Genomic DNA, 22,469 nt, shown 5'->3' on the forward strand with positions numbered 1-22,469 from the left:
TTTCAGCGCGCTGAGCAAGATTATGAAGTACCCGCTGCCGATAGCGTTCTTCATAACAATCCTGGCTTTGATCCACATATAGTGACTTGCTAGGCTTGCTTTAAATTTTCTTCAATTTCCTCCATTCTTTCAAATGGAAGAATTTGTTTCAAGGTGGCTTGCGTCTCGATGAATGAGTCGTGAGCTTCATAAGGATTTTCATTTTGCCACCGGGTACAAGCCCACCCTAAATACGCTTTGTCCTTTTGGATATCGGTGGTCTGATCGCGGTTGAAACCTATGGACTTATTAGAATTTCCAGCTCCAGATACTGTCGGTAGCATAGCAGTACATATGGGCCCTTCCCGGTTTACCAAGCTAAGTCTTTAGGCCGATGTGCTTGCGTTTTGACCTACCCTTGCCACCTCATCGCCACTTGCTTGAGCAACCCTATCGAGAACCCACATCCTATTCAAAATGAATGAACTCTATGCAAACTTAAAGTTCACATAGCCCCCTTTAACACATATTGATGGACCAGAAGCGACTGCTCTCTTAGTTCACAATTTCTTATATTTACGATTTTAGATAAACAATTGAACCAGATGTTAGTTATGTTAAACGAATTCGTCAAGCAAAAATATGGCCTATGTCAGTGTGGGAATGTAATGAACGCCTCCCACCAGTCTGTAGGGCGAATGGAAGAGGACCCTCCAGACTGGATATAAGTCTGCAACCAAAATTATTGAAAAATCACCTTGCAAACCGGGGGCCTACCATATAAGGATTTATTTTCTTAATATGCCATTTTCTTGCAATTTATGCCACTCTATTTCGACGAAAAACCTTTACCACAAAAGAGCTTACGAATTATTCAGGGCCGACTTATTAACCGACTACCTCACCCCACAGGCATGAATTGAAAATTTGGCAAATTGGGAGAATCCATATATAACTAAACAAATGAATTTGTGAAAAATGCTGATTTCGGCATTAGTTAAATTCCAATCGAGAGAATAAATGCTTTTGTCAAGACTCCAGCCAATTGGCTTTGCGCTCGGTACACTCTCCCTTTTAGCCAATGCACACAGAGGCGAGAGAGAGGACGGTCTGAACAATCCAACTGCCGCTCTCTCCACTAAGGCTATCTCGCCTTTTGGGGTAGCCAATATATCCAACACTGCAGCTGATTCTCTTCACGGAATTGTTTACGGTATGCCAGACACGAGCGTCCCGGTGGGCGCAGGCGTACCCATTACCATGATGGGGCATATGAGGGCGCTCTTTGATCTTATTAAGGAAGCGCCTGATTTCACGCAAGTGGTGATGGACCTCGGCGACGGTAGCCCGGTACATGTGTTAGATACGAATACGGGGGATAAATTTTTGCCTGGTAAGTTGGCGCTCGGCCTGTCGTATACATTGATTGATATGAAAATGAAAGGCGATCCGAATTACGCGGACTACCTTGCGGTTTATCAAAAAATAACTACCGTGATGATGACACAGATGAGCGGCGCCAACTACACGTATGCAAATAATTCCTGGGGTGAATATTACTACCTCCTCGCACTCAATAATTTTAAAGTGCAGGGTATGCTCAATGAAGTCTTCAGTGATGCAATGCTAGCTACACTGGAAAATCGTCTGGCCTTCTGCGATATGTTTGGCGTAGCTGCAAGCAGCAATTTGAGTACATGCCCTGCAGCAGGCATGGCGCTCGATATTGCATCGCTTAATTCTGCTCAAAATTACTATGCGGTTGCTTATGGAATTGCCGGCTTGAGACAAAAGCTAGGGTGGAGCAATCCGACCTTCTCCTCCTCTACCAACCCGGCTGTAGCATCAATGGATGCGCCCGAGGCACTTTTATATGCAATTACTAAGCATATTAGAAACGATTCTTCGGATGGGTTTTCTGACGAAGCCTCGAATGTTAATACCACCTATTATGATCAGGCGCGCTTTGATCGATACAGCGCTTTGCTCATTGCTGAAGTCGTCGAACGAACTCTAGAAATAGGCAGTGAGGCTAATTTGACGCAGGAATTAAAAGGTTTTCTGAGGAAATCAGTCGACCTCATTCTTCCTCAGCTCAATACCGATGGTCAGGGTTTCAACTATGGCCGATCTATTGGCCCATATGGAGATTCGGCTTTTGCGGAAATCTTAACTGCGGCGGCAAATACAGGCGTGTTGTCCAAGCAAGAAATGCAGATAGCCTATTCATTTATCTATAAATCGGCTTATCGCTTTAGCACTTTCTGGTACGACCCAACCTTGCCCACGCCATCGGTGAATATGTGGGTTAAAGGCCGTGGCACTGATGCATATCGCGGCAAGCCTCGTGTCATGGGTGAGAATTTCAGCCTCTTACACCAATACATGTATGTGAATGCTTGGTGGAACAAGCTGGGTTTTGAGGGTAAGGCACCTACGCCTGATGATGATTTCCAAGCCTGGCTAGATAAGGAGTCGCGTTATACCCTCACCTGGTACAACCTGCCTACCGATAAAGGTCACCCATATAGTGCAGCATTAATCACGGTGCGCGACGGCAAGCGTGTAATTAATTTGAATCTAAGTCAAGCACCGGACTTTAACGCGAATACTCCGTACTATCCAGAAATTTTTTCCAATAAGTTGATCTATGGAACAGCAGATCGAGGTTACGCATTGTTGATTCCTCAAGCTTCTTATCAGGAAAAAAATTACATTCCGATCACCTATTACAAAAATCTGAGTGTGCAGGAACTCGATGCTCAGGTTATTGTATCCTTCGATACGACCAACTTTAGATTAGCTAGAAGAAACACAGAATATGCAACGGATATTGACCTACAAGCCCATACAGTTATAACGTTTGAACGAGGTACTATAATGCGAACAGATACGCTAAGTTCTAAAATGCTAACTGTAAATATCACCATTGAGACCGACTTCACCTCTTTTGCTGATTTTCAGAATACTGCAGTTAATGAAGATGGTTTTTCAGTACGCTATGTAAATAGTGATGTCACAAACTATAGCACCACAGGATTTGATAGCTGTACATTGTCTAATTTTGAAATGGTAGATGGGGAAACCAATCCGTTTTCAACAACCCCGATCGGGCAGTTAAACTCGAATTTTGCATGTACGACGCGCCCCTTCGAGTTGAAGGCGGGCAGTACCCGTGCATTTACTTGGATTCTGAAGTACGCTTGACTTATGCTTTCTAAAAACCTATCCACAAATTAGGGGTAATATGCACATAGCTACCCCGAGTGCCCTCTTTGTCTGCATAGGTTGTGCCGGTTCGACTCGGTCTTAAATGTCTAGACCACTGATACGTTAACCTATATTCCGCTACCCCCGCTCCGCTTCTCAGGTACTAGTTGTGTAGTAACTGAGCAAATAGACTATGAAGCCTAGTTAAAGTGTGCTGAGGATATTTAATGTTGGGGCGCTATTTTTTTGATGTCCTCGTCAAAAAGACCGGTCACTTTTTTAACAAAAGCAGGTTCTGATCCCTCGGCTAGCATTTTTTTAGCAATAGCGAGCGCTTTCTGACGTTCACCTTCTTGCCGTAATTGTTCGTTAAAAGTCATGATACTCTCCCGCTTCTCAGGTAATACTGTGCTTAGTAGCTTAAATAAATCTTCCGCTTTTTGCGGTTGCTTCCCTTGTTCATTTGAACCAATATACTCTAGCATAGCAAAAAAATATGACTCTGTCGTATGAGATATTGCCATCTTCAAGATGCCTTGGTCTGCAAGCTGCCGAATTGTTTCAATAAAATTGCGTTCCTGATAGCGCTTAAAAAGTAGTTCCATCAGTGAGGCTGCTCCATGCTGCTTCAAGGTATCGACTGGCAGCATTGTCAAATCAATGAGTTGGAACTGTTTGAAGACTAGCGCTCTTGCCATCTCAACATCATCAAAGTCTTCAAAGATATCTGTTGAATACGGATAGGGAGATACGGCGCCATGATAAAGACATATCGGCAAGACTAATGGGAGTGAGTTATGCCCAGCTTTTAAATGATCTCCCATCAAATTTACAGTGTACTGCAGCAGTCTAAAAGCCATATGTTTGCTGGCGGTAGATTGATGCTCAAGCAGCAGTAAAATGGGGATATAGCCTGCTTTGCCATTGATTTGGCAAGCGTAGACCATGTCGCTATGCACTTCGCGTAGCTCAGCACTAACATAGCTTTTATCAATGGCTCGTAGAGTGCTGAGGTCAAGCTGTTGATAGATATCAGCAGGTAAATGGGCTTTTAGAAAATCGAGAGCAATTTGTTTTTCTTTGAGGCTTCCCTTAAAAAATTTGTCATGGGGGTGAGAAATGATGGACATAGAAGTCGCTGGAATACTGAATTCAAATGTTAAAGAAAAATAGTGCACTAGTTAAACTAGTATAAGTCGAGGTGTTATGATTAATTTTGTGTGGCTCAAACGATACTTGGGTGACTACCATGATTTGTCTATTAATCAGGACGACAGTCAGGGAATGGCTAAAGGTTTAATTAAGCTTGCTATTAGCTTTTAAGATGGAATAACAGATGATCAGCACTACGGTTGGGCACGTAGTTTCGGTAAATATACTGAGTTTGCCAATATGCAAAATTAACTAGTAAATTGAAGTGATAACTTGCTAAAACTCAAGCTTTGGGAAGTGTGGTAAGCGGCTCGCTAGCCGAATGGCCTTCAAAGGAAATATAAATAGTTCTTATATATCAATAGCTTATAATTCTGTTTATTGAAAGCGTGGGTAGCGGAATATAGGCGTTAAGTGCTTCAATCCCAAAAAGCTTAAAGAAATTATCACTCGTCGCGCGGGCGACTAAGGTTTCAGTTTCACCACGCAATTGCGCCACAAAACGGCCCACATGGCTGACAAAAGCCGGCTCATTTGTCTGGCCACGGTGTGGCACTGGTGCTAAATAAGGGGAATCGGTCTCAATCAGTAGGCGCTCTAATGGCACGCGCCGAGCAAGGTCTTGTAGATCGCGCGCATTTTTAAAGGTGACAATCCCAGATATGGAGATATAAAAATTCAGCGCTATCGCTGCCTCAGCGACTTGCCAACTCTCGGTGAAGCAATGCATCACCCCCCCTACTTGATCTGCCCCCTCTTCGCGCATCAACCTCAGGGTGTCATCTGCGGCTGCGCGGGTATGAATAATTAACGGTTTGCCGACTGCACGCGCGGCCCGAATGTGCGTGCGAAACCGTGCGCGCTGCCATTCCATCTCAGCCGGTGTCCGACCTTCTAGCCGGTAATAGTCGAGCCCGGTTTCGCCAATCGCCACCACTTTGGGGTGCGCAGCAAGCTCGATGAGCTGCGCAACGCTCGGCTCTTGCACATTTTCGTAGTCTGGATGCACGCCTACTGAAGCAAATAGATTGTCATGGGCTTGCGCTACGGCGAGTACCTCTGGCAAAGTTTCAAGGTCAACGCTCACACAAAGTGCATGGCTGACTGAATGAGCGCGCATGTTTTCAAGCAATTGCGGCAGCCGCTCGATCAACCCCTTAAAGTTGAGGTGGCAATGTGAATCAACAAACATGGATATCCCGTTAACAATAATAATTAGACTCTGCGGCCAACAATAATCAGATCATGCTCGGTCTCGTTTAGTTTGGCAACACGCGGCAACACACCCCAATCGGAGAAGCCAAAACTACGAAAAAGCTTAAGGCTTGCTATATTCTGCGCAAAGACAAAACCGAGCACAGTACTAATCCCAAGTGACGGCGCATATTCAAGAGCGCACTCCAACATGAATTTGCCACATCCCTGTTGGCGCCAGCGTTCATCAATATAAATGCTGAGTTCCGCGGTCGCGCTATAGGCTGGCCGGCCGTAAAAATCGGAGAAACTTAGCCAGCCCACAATACATTCAGGTACTGCTTCGCTTTCAATCACCCAAACTGGCCTCGTCTTGGTTTCGCGCCCCTTCAGCCATGTCTCGAGGCTTTCGACCGTGATCGGCTCGGCATCTGCCGATACCTGCTGCGATGGCACAGTTGAATTATAGATGGCCACAATGGCTGGCAAATCAGCGAGCGTTGCATCTCTAATTTGGATGTTGATTAGCATAGGCATCGCGCATACCGGCGTCAATGAGTGGTAAAAATAGACCGATAGTCTGCAAATAATTCCTCAAATACTAAGCGGGCATTCAAGGGGTGGTTTTCAACTGCGCGCCGCAGGCTCACGGTACGGGCATAACGAACTAGTCGTAGCGGATTAAGATGTTGGGCGCAGCGGGCTAATGCCGGCTTATCCGCTGGGTAGTAACGGGTCTGGTTTGCTAGATGCAATAAGGTGAGGTCATATAACCAACATTGCAACCAGCTCAGCACGAGCGGAATCGGTAGTTTATGCAAGTTTGCGCCACAGGCAAAGGGGTCACATGCCGCACCGGCGGCGAGTTGGTCTAGCGTAAAACGCCTTAAAGCGGCATGTTCATCGTGCGCGTAAGCCAGCGCCGCCAGCGGCGAGCCAGCCGCTTGCGCCAGGGCGCTAGCGGCATCCTCTAAGCCTTGCTGCGTTAACCAAGGCAACGCGTGAGCCGGTGCGGGCACATGCATTGGCCAGCGCCGGCAACGGCTTACGATGGTCGGCAATAATTGAGCAAGCTGGGTACAAACCAGTAGAAAAACCACATTGGCCGGTGGTTCTTCTAAGGTTTTTAATAAAGCATTAGCGGCGGCGGTGTTAAGCGCCTCAACCGGATACAGTAAAACGACACGCCGGCCGTTGCGGTGCGAACCCAAGGCACAAAAATCCAACAGTGCCCTCACCTGTTCGATTTTAATTTCTTTACTGGGGGCCCGGGTTTTTTTCTCGGATTCCTGGGCTTCGCCATTGGTTTGCGTGGCCACGGCATCATGGCTTAAAGCGGCGATATTTTCCGGGCACAACACGCGGTAGTCAGGATGATTGCCCTGCACAAACCAATGGCAAGCAGAACACTCATGACAGGGCTGCCCATCGGTGGTGGGGGTTTCACATAGCAGCCCCTGCGCCAGATAGCGCGCAAAGTCAACTTTACCGATGCCTGCTTGACCATGTAATAGGAGTGCGGACGGCCACTGTGCACGTAATGCATAGAGGCGTTGCCAGTCTTCAAGTTGCCAAGGATAAATACTATTTTTCACGCTTAAATAAGCCATTAAACAAATTAGTTAAAGTCATTTATAACTTTAAGAATTATAAAACAAAGAGGTTTCATCACTTTAGCCTCTACTTTTTAAGCAGGTGGGCAAGGGGCCACGCATAGCAAGCTTAGAGACTGTAATTAAAGCAATTGCTTAAGTAGTTAATAGAGATCACAAGCAAAGCGATTTATTAAGTACAAAAACCTTAAAATTCATAAGGATACAATCACTTTCTCTAGTTCTTGTTGAACTTCTGCAATGCTGCGCGCCGCATCCATCAGCACAAAACGATGCGGGGTTTCATCTGCCCGGCGCAGATACTCAGCCCGCACGCGAGTAAAGAAGGCGTCAGATTCGCGCTCGAATTTATCCGGCGTGCGCGCCAGGCCGCGCCGTTGATTGGCAATTTCAGTGGGAATATCAAACAGTACGGTAAGATCAGGTTGAAACTCGCCTTGTACCCAGGTTTCTAACGCGGCTAGCCGAGTCAACGCCAGCCCGCGCCCGCCACCTTGATAGGCAAAGCTGGCATCGGTGAAACGGTCGGACAACACCCAATCGCCTCGCTTCAGCGCAGGCTCAATGACGGTTGCCAAATGCTCGTAGCGCGCAGCAAACATTAAGAGCGCTTCGGTCTCGAGCTGCATCGGTTGATGCAACAACAACTCGCGCAGGGCTTCGCCAAGCGCCGTGCCGCCTGGCTCGCGAGTGACAATAACCGCGGCTCCAGCAGGCTTTAATTTGAGTTCAAGCTGCTCGCGAAACCACCTTAGATGAGTCGATTTACCTGCGCCATCGATGCCTTCAAAGGTAATCAATTTGCCACGTGCCGTCATTGCATACCTCGGATAAATCTATCGACAGCACGATTATGATCGGCCAAGTTGTTCGAGAATTCACTCGTGCCATCGCCCCGTGACACGAAATACAGAGCAGCGCTCAACCCTGGCCGCGTCGCGGCATCCAGTGCGGCTTGGCCTGGCAAGGCAATCGGGGTCGGCGGCAAACCCGCACGGGTATACGTATTATAGGGTCCATCTGCCTTTAAATCCTGTTTGCGCAAACGGCCCGTATAGTCAGTTGCTAAGCCATAAATAATGCTTGGATCGGTCTGCAACGCCATGCCGATGCGCAGCCGGTTTGCAAAAACAGCAGCAATAAACGGCCGATCTGCTTGCCGGCCGGTTTCTTTTTCGATGAGAGAAGCCACAATCAATACTTGATAAGGTGTTTTATAGGGCAAATTCGGCGCCCGCGTAGCCCAAGCGAGGATTAAACGTTCTTGCGCGAGTTCATAGGCACGCCGATAAATACCGAGCTCGCTCGCCCCTTTTTCAAAGAAATAAGTGTCTGGAAAGAACAGGCCTTCGGGGTGGGTTTCTTGGGCGCCAATGGCTTTCATTAATTGAGCATCGCTCAGATCGGCTGTGTCGTGCGTTAAAGCAGGATGGAGCGCCAACTCGGCACGCATTTGCGCGAAGGTTGAGCCTTCAACAATCGTCGCTGCATATTGACTCACATCGCCTTGGGCAATCTTTTGCAAGACTTGATAGGAAGTAATGCCGCGATGAAACTCATAGTTACCGGCTTTTAATTGGGTCGTCATTTTAAGCAGACGCGCCAACAGTTCAAATGGCGTCGCCTGGACGGGTACCCCTTCGCTTTGCAACTGCGCGACTACCCCTCTAAAGCCACTGCCTGGCTTGATGGTGACATCGAGCGTGTCATGCGCAAGCCGTAGTGGTGTGTTGGCCCAGAGATAAACGCCACCCGCTATCAGCAAGGCAAAGATCGTCATGGCGCGCAAAAATTTTATGGCACAGAGCCGTAACCGTCTTTTCATCTGCTGTTTAATCACAAGCATCTCGTGCATCGTGTTGAAAAGCCCATATAATACTTGCTTGTTTAGATTGAGCGAAGTCTCAAGCGTAATCTTAAGGCAAAAAATGAAGCAAATAGCAACTTTTACTGGCTGGGGTGAGATGTCTTCTGTTCTATCAAGTAGCGTTCAGGACCTGACAACTGGCGCCTTTACGGTGTTGGATCAATTTTCTATTTTGGCAGCAAGCGGCCCGGATGCGGCGGTTTTTTTGCATGGCCAATTGACGAATAATATTGAAAAGCTTGCCGCAGAAAAAGCACAATTTGCTGGTTTATGCTCCATCAAGGGCCGTTTACTGGCGACTTTCCTGGTTTGGCGTGCGGCCAAACACAATGATGAGTCGAATGCTGAGACCATTCAACTGATGTTGTCGCGTGATCTGCAAGCGGCGATACAAAAGCGCTTGTCGATGTTTATTTTGCGCAGCAAGGTCAAGCTCAATGATGTGGGCGCTGATAATGTGCTGATTGGTTTGACCGGCAATGCGGTGCGGCTGTTAGCGCCACTTTTTCCAAACTTGCCAGAGCTAGCGCACAGCAAAGTTGAGAGTGAAGCAGGCACACTAATACGCCTGTCAGATGCGCCAATTGCCGTGTCGCCTGTCTCCACTGAGACGATTGCCACCGCCCACTGCGCGCGCTATCTATGGATTGCGCCCCATGCCGTCTTCAACGCACAGCTCACGACCCTAAGCACCGGCCTGACAGCTATCAAGCCAGCGGTTTGGGATTGGCTGGAGATACGCGCTGGCGAGCCGCGCATTACTGAGGCCACGCAAGATAAATTCGTCCCACAGATGGTCAATTTTGAAGTGATTGGCGGGGTTGATTTTCATAAAGGGTGCTACCCCGGCCAAGAGATCGTTGCACGCAGCCAGTATCGTGGCACGATTAAGCGCCGTATGATGTTAGCGCATACAGATAAGGCCCAGCCCGGCACGGAAGTCTTTCACTCTACCGATCCGCAGCAACCCTGCGGGATGGTGGTGAATGCGGCGCCAGCCCCTGGTGGCGGGGTGGATTGCTTGGTTGAGCTCAAACTTGCAGCACTTGATCAGGAAGCGGCTAGCACCATCCATGTGGAAACATCTGCTGGGTCCGTCCTCACGTTATTGACACAGCCCTATGCGTTACCTGCTATTGCCTAGCGGTTTTAAGCAAGATTACATCAACGATTCAGAGGAGGTTCATTGAATCAACGATTCAACGGACGTTCCCGCAAATATTTGAAAGTACCCAAGGCTTTGGCGACAAAAGTATCGCGATTGTCGCGCACCTCGCCTTCACAATACGCCATCGTGCTGGATCGATGAAGAACGCGCCCGAAGGCGCGCAAACACCCCAGCCCAGGTTGCATGAAATTAGTCTTCATTTCTACCGTGACAACCCCTGTGTTGGCCGCCGCGATGCTACGCGCAGCTAAAGCCAGAGCACTATCCAAGAGCGTCATGGTGACGCCGCCGTGGGCAATATTCCAGGCATTCAGATGAAACGGCTCGAGTGGCAACAGCAGCTCACTCTCACCGTTTTCAGCCCGGATTTGTTGGATCCGCAGCAGATCAATAAATGGACTGCTAGGAGATTCGGCCGGTGATTTCATCGGTGCTTTAATTGCTCACCAAATACGGCCTTAATTTCTCGGAACGGCTTGGGTGACGTGCTTTACGCATGCCTTTGGCTTCGATTTGACGAATCCGCTCACGCGTGACATCAAATTGCTTACCGACTTCTTCCAGGGTGTAATCCGAGCTCATATCAATCCCGAAACGCATCCGCAGTACTTTAGCCTCACGCGGAGTCAGGGTATCGAGTAGATCCTTAACGGAATCGCGCAAGCCTGAATACAACGCTGCATTTTCCGGGGTAACGGTGTTGTTATCTTCAATAAAATCGCCCAGATGAGAGTCATCATCTTCACCAATGCGGGTTTCCATCGAGATCGGCTCTTTCGCAATTTTTAAGATCTTCCTGATTTTGTCTTCCGGCATTGCCATTTCTTTGGCTAGCATGGCAGGGTCAGGTTCACGCCCGGTTTTTTGCAAAATTTGCCGCACAATCCGGTTCAATTTGTTGATGGTTTCAATCATATGCACCGGAATTCGGATGGTCCGGGCTTGATCTGCAATTGAACGGGTAATCGCCTGGCGAATCCACCACGTAGCATAAGTCGAAAACTTATAACCGCGGCGGTATTCAAATTTATCCACCGCCTTCATCAAGCCAATATTGCCTTCTTGAATTAAATCAAGAAACTGTAGGCCGCGATTGGTGTATTTCTTAGCAATCGAAATCACCAGCCGTAAATTGGCTTCGGTCATCTCGCGTTTAGCCTGACGAGCGCCTAACTCGCCCCTGGCCATCTGCCGATTGGTTTCTTTTAGCTCTTTCAGAGGCAAGACGACACGCGCTTGCAAGTCGATCAGCTTTTGTTGCAACTCATGAATCGCAGGCAGGCTGCGTTCAAGCACCGCACTATAAGAGCGCCCTTCAGCGATGATTTTTTTCGCCCATTCAAGATCCGTTTCATGGCCCGGAAAAGTCGAGATAAACTCAGTACGTGGCATGCCGCAGCGATCTACCACAATCTGCAAAAGTTGGCGCTCAACAATTCGCACTTCTTCTACTTGCGCGCGCAATGTGCTACATAAGCGCTCAACTGTGCGGGCCGTAAAGCGAATCGAGACGAGTTCAGTTTGAATCGTTTTTTGCGCTTTTAGATACGCTTTTGATTGATATCCTTCTTTCTCAAAAGCACGGCGCATTTTGTCGAACCAGTCGCCGATGGAGGCAAATTTCTCCAGCGACTTTTGTTTCAATTCCGCTAACTGTGCAGCATTTGCCCGCTCGGCGGCTGCGCCCTCGTCATCCTCATCTTCTTCGGCATCTGCGTCGTCCACTTCATCGTCTTCCGCCTCAGCTTGCTCAGCTTCAGTGTCAGCCGGTTCATCCCCACCTTGGGAACTCTCTTCGATTAAGCCATCGACCAGCTCATCAATGCGGATTTCATCGTTAGCCACGCGCTCGGCCATGGCTAAGATATCCGCAATCGTGGTTGGACACGCAGAGATGGCCTGGACCATATTCTTCAGGCCCTGTTCAATGCGCTTGGCGATTTCAATTTCACCTTCGCGCGTGAGCAGCTCGATGGTTCCCATTTCACGCATATACATGCGCACTGGATCTGTCGTGCGGCCAAATTCAGAGTCAACGCTTGATAAGGCAACTTCAGCCTCTTCGTCAGCTTCATCATCACTGGTCACAGTGGGAGCATTATCGCTGAGCAACAGCGTCTCCGCATCGGGCGCTTGCTCGTAAACAGAAATGCCCATATCACCAAAAGTGCTGATAATATTATCTAGCGCTTCGGTTTCAACTAAATCGTCAGGTAAATGATCGTTGATTTCAGCGTAAGTAAGAAAGCCTCGTTCCTTACCTAATTTAATCAGCGTGCGTAATTTTCCCCGTCGCTCTTCGAGTTCTTCATTCGTGCCGGGCTGATGTGACGCAAACGCATCTTTTAATAGCGCTTTTTCTTTGGCGCGACGATCGCGCGCTTTTACTTTTTCACCTTTGCCGACACCCTCTTCTGGCTGCTGCGCATCAGTGTCGGCGCCAGTAACCGGCTGGGCTAGCGTGCTTTCAAGCGCGATTTTGCTAGATTTAGCTTTACCGACAGCAGATTTTTTCCGCTCTTCGGTTACTTTACTGCCCGCCGTTTTTCCGCTTACTGTCTTTGCCATTACAATCTACCTTTGCTTAAAAATAGCCAGCTAAAACCCACTATTTTAACATGTGAAGTTATATCTAATTAAAACTTTAAATCTAAATACTCTAATACTTTATATCTAAATACTCTCTAACTCGCTAAACGCTGCTTGAGTTCTGCCGTTTGGCGTAGCAATGTTGCAAATTCTGCCGTTTCTTCGGCGGATAATTTCAATTGCCTGGCTAAATGCTCACGGCGCTCACACAACTCGCTATAACGTAGCTTAATAATAGCCGCCTTCAATTCCGCGCCGGCTAAGCGCTCTTGCTCTTGATATCGATCCGTATCGATACTCGACATCTCCAGCGTGCTTTGCATCAAGTCACGTACATTTTCATCATAGACAAGAATTTCACGAAAAATCTCCTCATATGCTGGCGCATAGCGAGAATTTCTTAATAAATCCGAAAGCAAGCTAAAATTTGCTGTGTTACCGAGTGCCTGGGCGTGCGTGAGCACCTCCTCAAAAAATGCTGTATTACGCGTAATATGAAGCAGTGCGTGTCGCTCGTCCTGATCTAAAGTATCTGCAATGCGCGGCCAAGAAATGAGGTTACGTAACGCGCGTTGCTCATTGTCCGTCACCCGCCTGCGCTCACTACGCACAGGTGCTTGGCGAATGGCCTGAGCCGGTGCTTGCTTGACCTCGCATAAGCGGGTCACTTCGGCCAGCGGCAACTCAAACTGAGTCGCTAAGCGGTGCAAAATTTGCGCGCGCAACGCATTGGCCGGCAAACTTTGCACTAACGGCTTAGCGTCAAATAAAGCTTGCGCGCGTCCTTCCGGCTGCTCCAAGGGCTTGTTAGCCAGTATTTCGTTCAACAAAAATTGCGACAACGGCAGTGCGCCTTCAATCTCGCGCGCTAATGCGGCCGCGCCATATTCGCGTAAATAGCTGTCTGGATCATGTTCTGTCGGTAAAAACAAAAAACGGATGGTGCGGTTATCCGCCGCATGCGGCAAAGACGCTTCAAGCGCACGCCGCGCCGCGCGCTGGCCAGCCGGGTCCCCATCAAAACTAAAGACCACTTGATCGGTTTGCCGAAAGAGCTTATGCACATGATTCGCCGTACACGCCGTGCCAAGCGTGGCCACGACGTTCGGAAAACCAAGCTGTGCTAAGGCGACGACATCCATATAACCTTCCACCACCAACACATAACCTTTTTCACGGATTGCCGCGCGTGCTTCAAACAATCCGTATAATTCGTTGCCCTTATTAAATAGGGGCGTTTCCGGGGAATTCAAATACTTTGGCTCACCTTGTTCAAGTACCCGCCCGCCAAAGCCAATCACATGCCCGCGCATATTACGGATAGGAAACATAATGCGGTCACGAAAGCGATCATAGCGGCGCGGCTGACCCTGCGCATCCGTTTTTTGGCTGTCAATTACAAGGCCTGCCTCGCTCAACTCAGGCGCCCGATAGGCAGAAAATACTGCGCTTAAATTTTGCCAGTTATCAGGAGCATAACCGAGCCCAAAACGAGCGGCGATTTCTCCGCTTAAGCCGCGCTTTTTTAGATAGGTCACGGCGTTCGTCGCGCCCCGCAATTGTTTACGGTAGTAATCGCACGCCTGCCGCATGGTGTCGACCAAGCTGCTGGCTAGATTGCGCGGGCTAGCTGCGACATGATTGCCAGCGGAGTTAAATTGAGGCTCACGCGGAACAGTCAGGCCAGCGGATTGAGCCAATTCAGTCACGGCCTCGACAAATGCCAGGCCCGTATGCTCCATCAAAAAACCAATTGCACTGCCATGTGCACCGCAGCCAAAGCAATGATAGAACTGCTTGCTCGGACTCACCGTAAAAGATGGGCTTTTTTCCGTATGAAATGGGCATAAGCCCATAAAATTCGCCCCACCCTTCTTTAACTGCACGTACTTACCCACCACCTCAACAATATCAATGCGGTTCAGTAAATCCTGCAAAAAAGTGTGGGGAATCATGATAGAACTGACTCCGATTTGAAACCGCCCTTCTTCCCAGAGCAGCGGGTTATCGGTGGGTTATGGATTAAGTGCTGAGCGTGCACTTTGATAGAACACCAGTAAGGTGCTCGCTTAGAGCAGATACAATAAGCTCATTAACGTGCTGCTGACAATGCCGCTTTAACCTGCATTGAAACCGCTGTCATATCGGCGCGGCCAAGCAGGCTGCTTTTAAGCAACGCCATCACTTTCCCCATATCTTGAGGGCCAACCGCACTTACCTGCGTCATTGCAGCTTGGATTGCGGCGGCAATTTCTTGCTCAGTCAAGGGCTGCGGCATATACCCTTGCAATATGACAAGCTCGGCCTCTTCCTTCGCTGCCAAATCAAGCCGGCTAGCATTTTGGAATTGAACGATTGAATCTTTTCTTTGCTTAATCAGCTTGTCAATAACACCGAAAATGGCCGTATCATCAAGCTCGATGCGCTCATCAATTTCACGTTGCTTAATCGCGGCCAGCAATAAACGGATCGTCCCTAGTCGATCCGCCTCGCGGGCGCGCATGGCGGCCTTCATGTCCTCGGTAATGCGATTTTTGAGAGTCATGATGTGCTTTCCATCCAATGTTTGCTTACTCAGAAAAGCAGCAGGCCAGCAACAGTTAAAAAATTAATAGAGTTTTTTAGGCAGCATCTGACCACGCAAACGCTTGAAATGACGCTTGACTGCGGCTGCTTTTTTACGTTTACGCTTAGCTGTTGGCTTTTCGCGAAACTCGCGTGCGCGCAACTCAGTTAAAAGTGCATTTTTTTCAATTGTGCGCTTAAAGCGCCGCATTGCTACTTCGAACGGTTCGTTCTCTTTAACGCGAATAGTGGTCATGTGTTCAGAGTGAGTTTATAAAATTTAGGGCAATTCAAAGGTCGACATTATAGCATAGGGAAAGAAATCTTCGTGCGATAGTATTCAGCGCGCGCTCCCCTTACTCTAGCAGACCTTGGAGCAACCGCCGTTACGCCCGCGGCGATTGGCGCAATTGCGTTTAGAAGATTGAATCCGTTGAGGAAAGCGACCTACCGGTGACAAGCTGGATACAGGTATCTTTTGTCGCGCTCACAGGACGCCATCAATATACCTAACGATGAGATATTACATAAGTGCTAAAATTTTATCTTCAGAAAGCTTGGTCACTTGCTTGATAAAATCAAGCGCCACACCTTCCGCCAACATATTTCTAGTATTTCAAGCGTAGCTTCTTGCAAGCCTTTTTGATGTCCCCTCTCAATCCAACCTGCATTCCGCTACCCCTCATTTAGAAACTTGAATTTCGAACTGTCAGATCAGATCATACACATTAACCTCTAGGATAAAGTGATGTTAGTAAGCAAAATTGTTTTATTCGCATCGATATTATTTTCTGCAGCAAATATCCCGGGTCCTAATATTGTCTTTTTAGTGGCACATGTATTATCTAAAGGAAACAAGGGAATAGCGTATTATATTTTTGCCATGTTGCTTGGGGAAGCTCTCTGGTTGTCTGTTGCTTACCTCAGTTTAAGTGCTTTACCCGGACATGCCGATTATATTATTACTACTATCAAATGGCTCGGCGCAACATATCTGATGTATATTGCTTTTAATTTATGGAAAGCGGATGCTCGTATTGAAGCTTCCAGGCAAGAAATGACTTCAAAAAATATGTTTGCCGCTGGAATATTCCTGAGTGTCGGGAACCCAAAGATAATGATATTTTATGTTTCGGTCTTGCCATTTTTCGTTAGTGGTGCTGATCGAAAGTTTACGTTACTGCTTATCCTAGTAGCGACCATGGCGGTTGTGGTGGGATTCGTCTATGCAATCTGGTTAATCTTTGCAACAAAGCTCAGAAACCTTTTTGGGTCGACGAGATTCATCAGGCTATTGAATAAAGGATGTGCCTTGCTGATGATCGTGTGTGCTACCTTTATTGCATTGAGCAAGTAACGCAAAAATATCTAAGAGAGACGAGAACTTTCAGGAAGCAAGAATATCTCGCCCCTCTCGCCTTTAATGTCTAAGCTTTTCCATAAAATTATTGCTCATAGAAACTTCATATTTTTCGAAGCGGAGCCGATCTTCTCGCCGCACAGTGACGGCATAATGCTGATTGATCGGCCATTTGTAGTTTTCGTCCCGCGTATCCGGAATTTCATCGCATTTATCTTTAGCAAATTTGCTATAGAAATAGTAGGTAATCTCTTCAAGTCGAGCTAATCCCTGGTCCGTAAACCGGATGCCATGTATCGATTTGTCTAGCTCAATCAGATCAAGCGAGTGCAAGGCATTGAGTGTTTTGCCCATTACACGGCGTCCAAACGATGAGTATTAGGCCAAATGGGAGTTGAACCTAATCCGGAGACCAGGGCATTCGCAATATGAGACAATGCTTCAGGCTGCCAAAAATTTGTTTGGCGAACATCAAGAGGGTGAGCATCCATCGCAAGCCGCATTTATCTCTGTTTGACGAAAATAGACTTCGGTAGCAGCTAAACCTTAAACAAAACTCTCGTTAACTTATTATCTTTATGCTCGTTTTCGGTATCGAAAGTTCTTGCGACGAAACCGGACTCGCGTTTTATGAAACAGAACGCGGTCTATTGGCGCATGCCTTGCATTCACAAATTGACATGCATCGCGCCTATGGCGGTGTCGTGCCTGAACTGGCTTCGCGCGATCATATTCGGCGCGCGCTGCCCCTCCTGCAACAGATCTTGGAGCAAGCTGCCATTACGCCCGCGGCAATTGACGCGATTGCGTTTACGCAAGGCCCTGGACTCGCCGGCGCGTTACTGGTAGGCGCCAGCATTGCCAATGGCCTTGGCCTAGCGTGGGATAAGCCGGTGATTGGCATCCATCATTTGGAAGGACATTTGCTCTCGCCATTACTGGCCAACGATCCACCCTCATTTCCGTTTGTTGCCTTATTGGTCTCGGGCGGCCATACGCAGTTAATGCGCGTGACCGATATCGGCGATTACGAAATGTTGGGTGAAACGCTCGACGATGCGGCAGGTGAGGCATTTGATAAGACCGCGAAATTGCTTGGGCTAGATTATCCGGGCGGCCCGGCCGTGTCACAGTTAGCGACCACCGGTACGCCAGGAGCGGTTGTCCTGCCACGGCCAATGCTCCACTCAAAAGATCTCGACTTCAGTTTTAGCGGGCTTAAAACAGCAGTGCTCACGCAGGTAAAGCAATACGGCCAGCCACTTGACGAACAGGCCAAGGCAAATCTTGCCCGCGGTTTTGTCGATGCCGCAGTTGATGTCCTCACCACAAAATCCGTGCAGGCCCTTAAACAAACAGGCCTAAACAGGCTGGTCGTAGCCGGCGGAGTGGGCGCTAATCAGCAGTTGCGCGCCGCGCTTAAAGTCGCGGCACAAAAGTATGCCTTTGATGTGCATTATCCAGACCCAGAATTATGTACCGATAATGGCGCAATGATTGCGCTGGCTGGTGCGCTCAGGTTACAGCGTTGGCCAGAACAAGCCAATAAGCATTACGCTTTTACGGTGCGGCCACGCTGGGATTTGGCTGCGATTTAAATGCTGCTCCGCCTCAGTGTCTCAATTTAAGTACGCTTTGAGGTGCTTTGCTGCTTGTCGCATTCATTGCGGCTTGGCTACCACTCATTGTCGCTTGTCGCACTCAATCAGCGCATAAGCGCTGTGATTGTGTATAGACTCGAAATTTTCAGCCTCAAGCATATAGGCGACCACCCGGTCATCTTGATTAAGCCGGCTCGCCACATCGCGCACCAAATCTTCGACAAATTTTGGATTGTCATACGCGCGTTCGGTCACAAATTTTTCATCTGGCCGCTTTAATAGCCCCCATAACTCACAAGAGGCGGACTCTTCGGCAATTCGTATGAGTTCCTCAACCGGGAGTTGATGATCATTTAACTCAGCTTTGATGATCAGGTGCGAACGCTGATTGTGCGCGCCGTATAAAGAAATTTCTTTTGAGCATGGGCATAAGCTCATCACCGGCACCAGCACTTTCAAAAAAATCCGGCTGCTATCGTCACGCGCTTCGCCAATAAAGCTGACCTCATAATCAAGCAAGCTTTTGGCGCCGGATACCGGTGCGGTTTTATTGATAAAGTAGGGAAAAGTGGCCTCAATTCGACCTGCTGTAGTCTCTAATTTAGCCAGCATCTTCATCAGCATTGCCTGAAATCCGGCTAGGTCAAGCGGGATTGCCTCCCCCGTCACCGCGTCTATCGTGCTTGCTTGGAGTAACTCGATAAAGCGCGACATATGCGTGCCTTTTTGCTCACTTGGCAAATACACATCCAGGTCAAAAAGGCCAATGGTTGGCTGGCTAGCGCCCGTGGCGCTTCGCACTGTGAGCGGATGGCGCACGGCTTTGATACCCACCCGCTGGATCGGGATTTGGCGAGTATCAATACTGCCCTGCACATCGGACATAACAAAAACGGGGTTCAATACATTACTCATAGCAACACATTCCTGAGCTTTTTATATAACTAATTTTGGCGCGTTAGCGCTTAAATTCTGGGTTGTATGGGTGGCAAAACGCTGACGAATGGCCTGTACAATACCGGCGCTATCCAAGCCACAATTTGCCAGCAGCCGCGCTGGGTCACCTTGAGCAATAAAATCATCAGGCAAGCCCAATTGTAAAACAGGCCGCTGAATGCCTGCGGCTAATAGGCTTTCAATACAGGCGGAACCTGCCCCGCCCATCACGCAGCCCTCTTCAACGGTGACCAGCGCGTCATGCGACTGGGCGAGTTGCTGCACGAGGGCGTCATCCAGCGGCTTAATAAAGCGCATATTCGCTACGCTGGCATCTAGTACATTGGCTGCTGCCAAGCTTGGCGCAACCATCGCGCCAAAGGCCAGAATCGCAATGCGCTGGCCGGCAGGTTGACTAGAGGTACGCCGCACCTCACCTTTGCCAAGTGGTAATGCGCTCATCTGTTTCTCTACGGTGACGCCAGGGCCTACGCCACGTGGATACCGCACTGCGGTCGGGCCTGGCTGTTGCAGTGCCGTGTAAAGCATTTGCCGGCACTCGTTTTCATCTGATGCCGCCATCACCGTCATATTTGGCAAACAGCGCAAAAACGCAATATCATAAGTGCCGGCATGTGTTGCGCCATCTGCGCCGACGAGGCCAGCACGGTCAATGGCAAACAATACCGGGAGATTTTGTAGTGCGATATCATGAATCAATTGATCATAAGCACGCTGCAAAAAAGTAGAATAAATCGCCACCACGGGTTTTAACCCTTCAACCGCCAAGCCGCCGGCAAAAGTCACGGCATGTTGCTCAGCAATACCAACATCGTAATAACGATCAGGGAAACGTTGCTCAAATTCAATCAGGCCCGAACCTTCGCGCATGGCAGGTGTAATGCCAACCACTCGCTCATCTTGCTCAGCGATATCGCACAGCCACTCACCAAACACCTGTGTATAGGTTTTGCGAGCCGCAGCAGCACTCTTAATGCCCTCGGCCGGGTTAAATTTTCCGGGGCCATGATAGAGCACTGGATCAGCTTCAGCCAGGCTGTAGCCCTGCCCTTTTTTAGTGATGACATGCAGAAATTGCGGCCCTTTCAGTTCTTTGAGATTTTGGAGCGTTGGAATCAGGGATTTCAAATCGTGACCATCAATTGGGCCAATGTAGTTGAAACCAAATTCCTCAAAGAGCGTAGCAGGCGCCACCATGCCTTTCGCGTGTCCTTCCATCCGGCGCAAAAATTCGAGCACTGGCGGAGCACCGCTTAAGAGTTGTTCAATGCCTTTTTTAGCCGTCGCATAAAAGCGACCAGAGATCAGCCGCGCGAGGTAGCGATTTAATGCTCCCACGGGTGGAGAAATCGACATCTCGTTATCGTTTAAGATCACGATCAAGGGCACATCGTCATAAATACCGGCATTATTCATTGCTTCAAAAGCCATGCCAGCAGTCATCGCTCCATCGCCAATCACGGCAATCGCAAAACGCTCTTCGCCTTTTAATTGACTGGCGCGCGCCATCCCAAGCGCGGCTGAAATCGAGGTGCTTGAATGCGCTGTGCCGAACGTATCATATGCAGATTCGCGGCGGCATGGAAAGCCAGAAAGCCCGCCTAACTGACGCAGCGTTGACATGGCTTCGCGCCGGCCAGTCAGAATTTTATGAGGATAGGCTTGGTGCCCCACATCCCACACAATTCGGTCATCAGGTGTATTGAAGACATAGTGCAGCGCAATCGTAAGTTCAACCGTGCCCAGATTAGAGGACAAGTGCCCCCCCGTACGCGATACGCTATCGAGTATAAAAGCACGCAATTCATCGGCTAAGCGCTCTAACTGGCTATGCTTAAGTCGACGTAGCTCAGCTGGCTCATTAATCGTATTTAACAACTTATACATGTGACTCGATTCTCATTGTGACTCCACTCTAATAGGGGGAGTTTTAACCCTTTTTTAGCTAGGGCGGCTCTGGCTAGCACTAAAAAAGAAGCGCGACGAAGATACATCATAGATAGGTTTAATCTACACGCTCAATCATTAAGATAGACTTAACATAGCGTTCAACCATTAAAGGCAGGTTAACATACACGTTCAACCATTAAATCAGCTAAGCGGGCGAGCCAACCCGCTTGCTCTCCAAGTGGCGCAAGCGCTACTTGCGCTTGCTGATGCAATTGGCTAACCAAACGCTGCGAGGCGTCGAGTCCAAGTACGGAGACATAGGTTGGCTTGCCGTTTTGGCTATCTTTGCCCGCTGTTTTGCCAAGCGTTGCCGAATTTGCACTCACATCAAGAATATCGTCCACCACCTGAAAGGCAAGTCCAATCGCAGCAGCATAGTGATCCAGCGCCTGTTTAACGGCGCCCGTCTCTTGGCCACAGGCAGCACCCATGCGCACTGCGGCGGCCAATAAAGCCCCGGTTTTCATCCGGTGCATGGTTTCCAGCGCGGTTAGCGAAAGCGGGCCACCGACGCTTTGCAAATCAATCATTTGCCCCCCCGCCATGCCTAGCGAACCACTCGCCGTGGCTAACTCGCGCACCAGCACGGCCTGCAGCGAGCCCGCGAGCGAGTTTTGGGTCAAAGTAATAAAAGCCTGTGCCTGCAACGCATCGCCGACCAATAACGCAGTCGCTTCACCATACGCGATATGGACTGCGGGTTTGCCATGCCGCAAATCATCGTTATCCATCGCCGGGAGATCATCATGGACCAGCGAATACGCATGAATCATCTCCAGCGCAGTTGCCGCGACATCAAGCGTCGCAGAGGGCGCTCCCGTGATACTGCCCGCCGCATGACAGAGCAACGGCCGGATGCGCTTGCCATGACCCAACAACGCATAGCGCATCGCCTGATGCAACCGGCTCGGTTGCTGGGCAACGGTAGGTAAATAAGTATCCAGCGCTTGTTCAGTGCGGGCCACAATAGCCTGCCGCCATGTCTCAAAATTCATACAAATTTACGTACCGAGCGGCGAATTGCCAGTTTCAAGCGGTTTGAGCATTTCACCATCGAGCACGCGGACTTGCTGTTCTACTTTTTCAAGTTGCAGCCGGCAATATGTCATTAAGCTGACCCCGCGCCGATAAGCATTGAGCGATGCCTCAAGGCTCAAACCGCCCTCTTCCATCTGTCTAATGAGGGCCTCAAGCTCAACCAGAGCCGCTTCATAGTTGCTCGGTAGCGAGTCGGCAGTGAGTTCCCCCATACCGTCTTTAAGTT

At 48.9% G+C, this 22,469-nt stretch carries 21 protein-coding genes; 4 read left to right on the forward strand and 17 right to left on the reverse strand.

The genetic code is table 11. From position 1 onward, the window contains the following. Window positions 1-89: 89 nt before the first annotated feature. Entirely contained in the window at window positions 90-323 is a 234-nt protein-coding gene (locus NQD60_RS04485) for a hypothetical protein (RefSeq protein WP_257099810.1), read from the reverse strand. Between the two features lie 676 nt (window positions 324-999). On the opposite strand from NQD60_RS04485, the gene NQD60_RS04490 reads away from it, so the two are divergent. Then, the gene (locus NQD60_RS04490) at window positions 1,000-3,186 is read left to right on the forward strand and encodes a hypothetical protein (RefSeq protein WP_257099811.1); all 2,187 of its coding nucleotides are present in this window, start codon (window positions 1,000-1,002) and stop codon (window positions 3,184-3,186) included. A 227-nt stretch (window positions 3,187-3,413) separates the two neighbouring features. Here the strand turns inward: NQD60_RS04490 and NQD60_RS04495 are convergent, their stop codons facing one another. The 6 genes from NQD60_RS04495 to mltG form a co-directional block, all read right to left on the reverse strand. Next, window positions 3,414-4,319: an Rpn family recombination-promoting nuclease/putative transposase gene (locus tag NQD60_RS04495; protein WP_257099812.1), complete on the reverse strand. Its 906-nt coding sequence runs from the start codon at window positions 4,317-4,319 to the stop codon at window positions 3,414-3,416. 380 nt (window positions 4,320-4,699) lie between these two features. After that, complete coding sequence (locus NQD60_RS04500; protein ID WP_257099813.1) at window positions 4,700-5,533, reverse strand: TatD family hydrolase; 834 nt, start codon at window positions 5,531-5,533, stop codon at window positions 4,700-4,702. Window positions 5,534-5,556: 23 nt separating this feature from the next. After that, window positions 5,557-6,066: a GNAT family N-acetyltransferase gene (locus tag NQD60_RS04505; RefSeq protein ID WP_306438063.1), complete on the reverse strand. Its 510-nt coding sequence runs from the start codon at window positions 6,064-6,066 to the stop codon at window positions 5,557-5,559. Window positions 6,067-6,086: 20 nt separating this feature from the next. Continuing rightward, the gene (locus NQD60_RS04510; RefSeq protein WP_257099814.1) at window positions 6,087-7,145 is read right to left on the reverse strand and encodes a DNA polymerase III subunit delta'; all 1,059 of its coding nucleotides are present in this window, start codon (window positions 7,143-7,145) and stop codon (window positions 6,087-6,089) included. Between the two features lie 197 nt (window positions 7,146-7,342). After that, window positions 7,343-7,966, reverse strand: coding sequence for a dTMP kinase (gene tmk, locus NQD60_RS04515; protein WP_257099815.1), 624 nt, complete (start codon window positions 7,964-7,966; stop codon window positions 7,343-7,345). Continuing rightward, on the reverse strand, window positions 7,963-8,928 hold the full coding sequence (gene mltG / locus NQD60_RS04520; protein WP_257101268.1) for an endolytic transglycosylase MltG: 966 nt from the start codon (window positions 8,926-8,928) through the stop codon (window positions 7,963-7,965). The genes tmk and mltG overlap by 4 nt, the downstream gene beginning before the upstream one ends. A gap of 148 nt (window positions 8,929-9,076) precedes the next feature. Here mltG and NQD60_RS04525 point away from each other — a divergent pair, with 148 nt between their 5' ends. After that, entirely contained in the window at window positions 9,077-10,159 is a 1,083-nt protein-coding gene (locus NQD60_RS04525) for a folate-binding protein YgfZ (RefSeq protein ID WP_257099816.1), read from the forward strand. A 47-nt stretch (window positions 10,160-10,206) separates the two neighbouring features. Here NQD60_RS04525 and NQD60_RS04530 read toward each other — a convergent pair whose 3' ends face one another. The 5 genes from NQD60_RS04530 to rpsU form a co-directional block, all read right to left on the reverse strand. Continuing rightward, window positions 10,207-10,611 carry a PaaI family thioesterase gene (locus NQD60_RS04530; protein WP_223691076.1) on the reverse strand — a complete coding sequence of 135 codons (405 nt, stop codon included), beginning with the start codon at window positions 10,609-10,611 and terminating at the stop codon, window positions 10,207-10,209. Between the two features lie 7 nt (window positions 10,612-10,618). Next, a complete protein-coding gene (rpoD, locus tag NQD60_RS04535) occupies window positions 10,619-12,661 on the reverse strand; it encodes an RNA polymerase sigma factor RpoD (RefSeq protein ID WP_306438084.1) in 2,043 nt (680 codons plus the stop codon). Window positions 12,662-12,867: 206 nt separating this feature from the next. Continuing rightward, a complete protein-coding gene (gene dnaG, locus NQD60_RS04540) occupies window positions 12,868-14,727 on the reverse strand; it encodes a DNA primase (protein WP_257099818.1) in 1,860 nt (619 codons plus the stop codon). Window positions 14,728-14,864: 137 nt separating this feature from the next. Next, window positions 14,865-15,317, reverse strand: coding sequence for a GatB/YqeY domain-containing protein (locus tag NQD60_RS04545; protein ID WP_257099819.1), 453 nt, complete (start codon window positions 15,315-15,317; stop codon window positions 14,865-14,867). 63 nt (window positions 15,318-15,380) lie between these two features. After that, window positions 15,381-15,593: a 30S ribosomal protein S21 gene (gene rpsU, locus NQD60_RS04550; RefSeq protein WP_223691084.1), complete on the reverse strand. Its 213-nt coding sequence runs from the start codon at window positions 15,591-15,593 to the stop codon at window positions 15,381-15,383. 492 nt (window positions 15,594-16,085) lie between these two features. Here rpsU and NQD60_RS04555 point away from each other — a divergent pair, with 492 nt between their 5' ends. Next, a complete protein-coding gene (locus NQD60_RS04555) occupies window positions 16,086-16,694 on the forward strand; it encodes a LysE family translocator (protein ID WP_257099820.1) in 609 nt (202 codons plus the stop codon). A gap of 63 nt (window positions 16,695-16,757) precedes the next feature. On the opposite strand, the gene NQD60_RS04560 is transcribed toward NQD60_RS04555, so the two are convergent. Beyond that, window positions 16,758-17,051 carry a hypothetical protein gene (locus tag NQD60_RS04560; protein ID WP_257099821.1) on the reverse strand — a complete coding sequence of 98 codons (294 nt, stop codon included), beginning with the start codon at window positions 17,049-17,051 and terminating at the stop codon, window positions 16,758-16,760. 224 nt (window positions 17,052-17,275) lie between these two features. Here NQD60_RS04560 and tsaD point away from each other — a divergent pair, with 224 nt between their 5' ends. Next, window positions 17,276-18,295, forward strand: coding sequence for a tRNA (adenosine(37)-N6)-threonylcarbamoyltransferase complex transferase subunit TsaD (tsaD, locus tag NQD60_RS04565; RefSeq protein WP_257099822.1), 1,020 nt, complete (start codon window positions 17,276-17,278; stop codon window positions 18,293-18,295). Between the two features lie 84 nt (window positions 18,296-18,379). Here tsaD and folE2 read toward each other — a convergent pair whose 3' ends face one another. The 4 genes from folE2 to NQD60_RS04585 all read right to left on the reverse strand — a co-directional run bounded on the left by folE2 (window position 18,380) and on the right by NQD60_RS04585 (window position 22,455). Beyond that, on the reverse strand, window positions 18,380-19,213 hold the full coding sequence (gene folE2, locus NQD60_RS04570) for a GTP cyclohydrolase FolE2 (RefSeq protein WP_257099823.1): 834 nt from the start codon (window positions 19,211-19,213) through the stop codon (window positions 18,380-18,382). Window positions 19,214-19,234: 21 nt separating this feature from the next. Continuing rightward, window positions 19,235-21,142 carry a 1-deoxy-D-xylulose-5-phosphate synthase gene (gene dxs, locus NQD60_RS04575; RefSeq protein WP_257099824.1) on the reverse strand — a complete coding sequence of 636 codons (1,908 nt, stop codon included), beginning with the start codon at window positions 21,140-21,142 and terminating at the stop codon, window positions 19,235-19,237. A gap of 179 nt (window positions 21,143-21,321) precedes the next feature. Beyond that, a complete protein-coding gene (locus NQD60_RS04580) occupies window positions 21,322-22,200 on the reverse strand; it encodes a polyprenyl synthetase family protein (protein WP_257099825.1) in 879 nt (292 codons plus the stop codon). Between the two features lie 6 nt (window positions 22,201-22,206). Further along, a complete protein-coding gene (locus NQD60_RS04585) occupies window positions 22,207-22,455 on the reverse strand; it encodes an exodeoxyribonuclease VII small subunit (RefSeq protein ID WP_257101269.1) in 249 nt (82 codons plus the stop codon). Window positions 22,456-22,469: the final 14 nt, after the last annotated feature.

Source organism: Mycoavidus sp. SF9855 (assembly GCF_024582735.1).
GTDB lineage: Bacteria > Pseudomonadota > Gammaproteobacteria > Burkholderiales > Burkholderiaceae > Mycoavidus.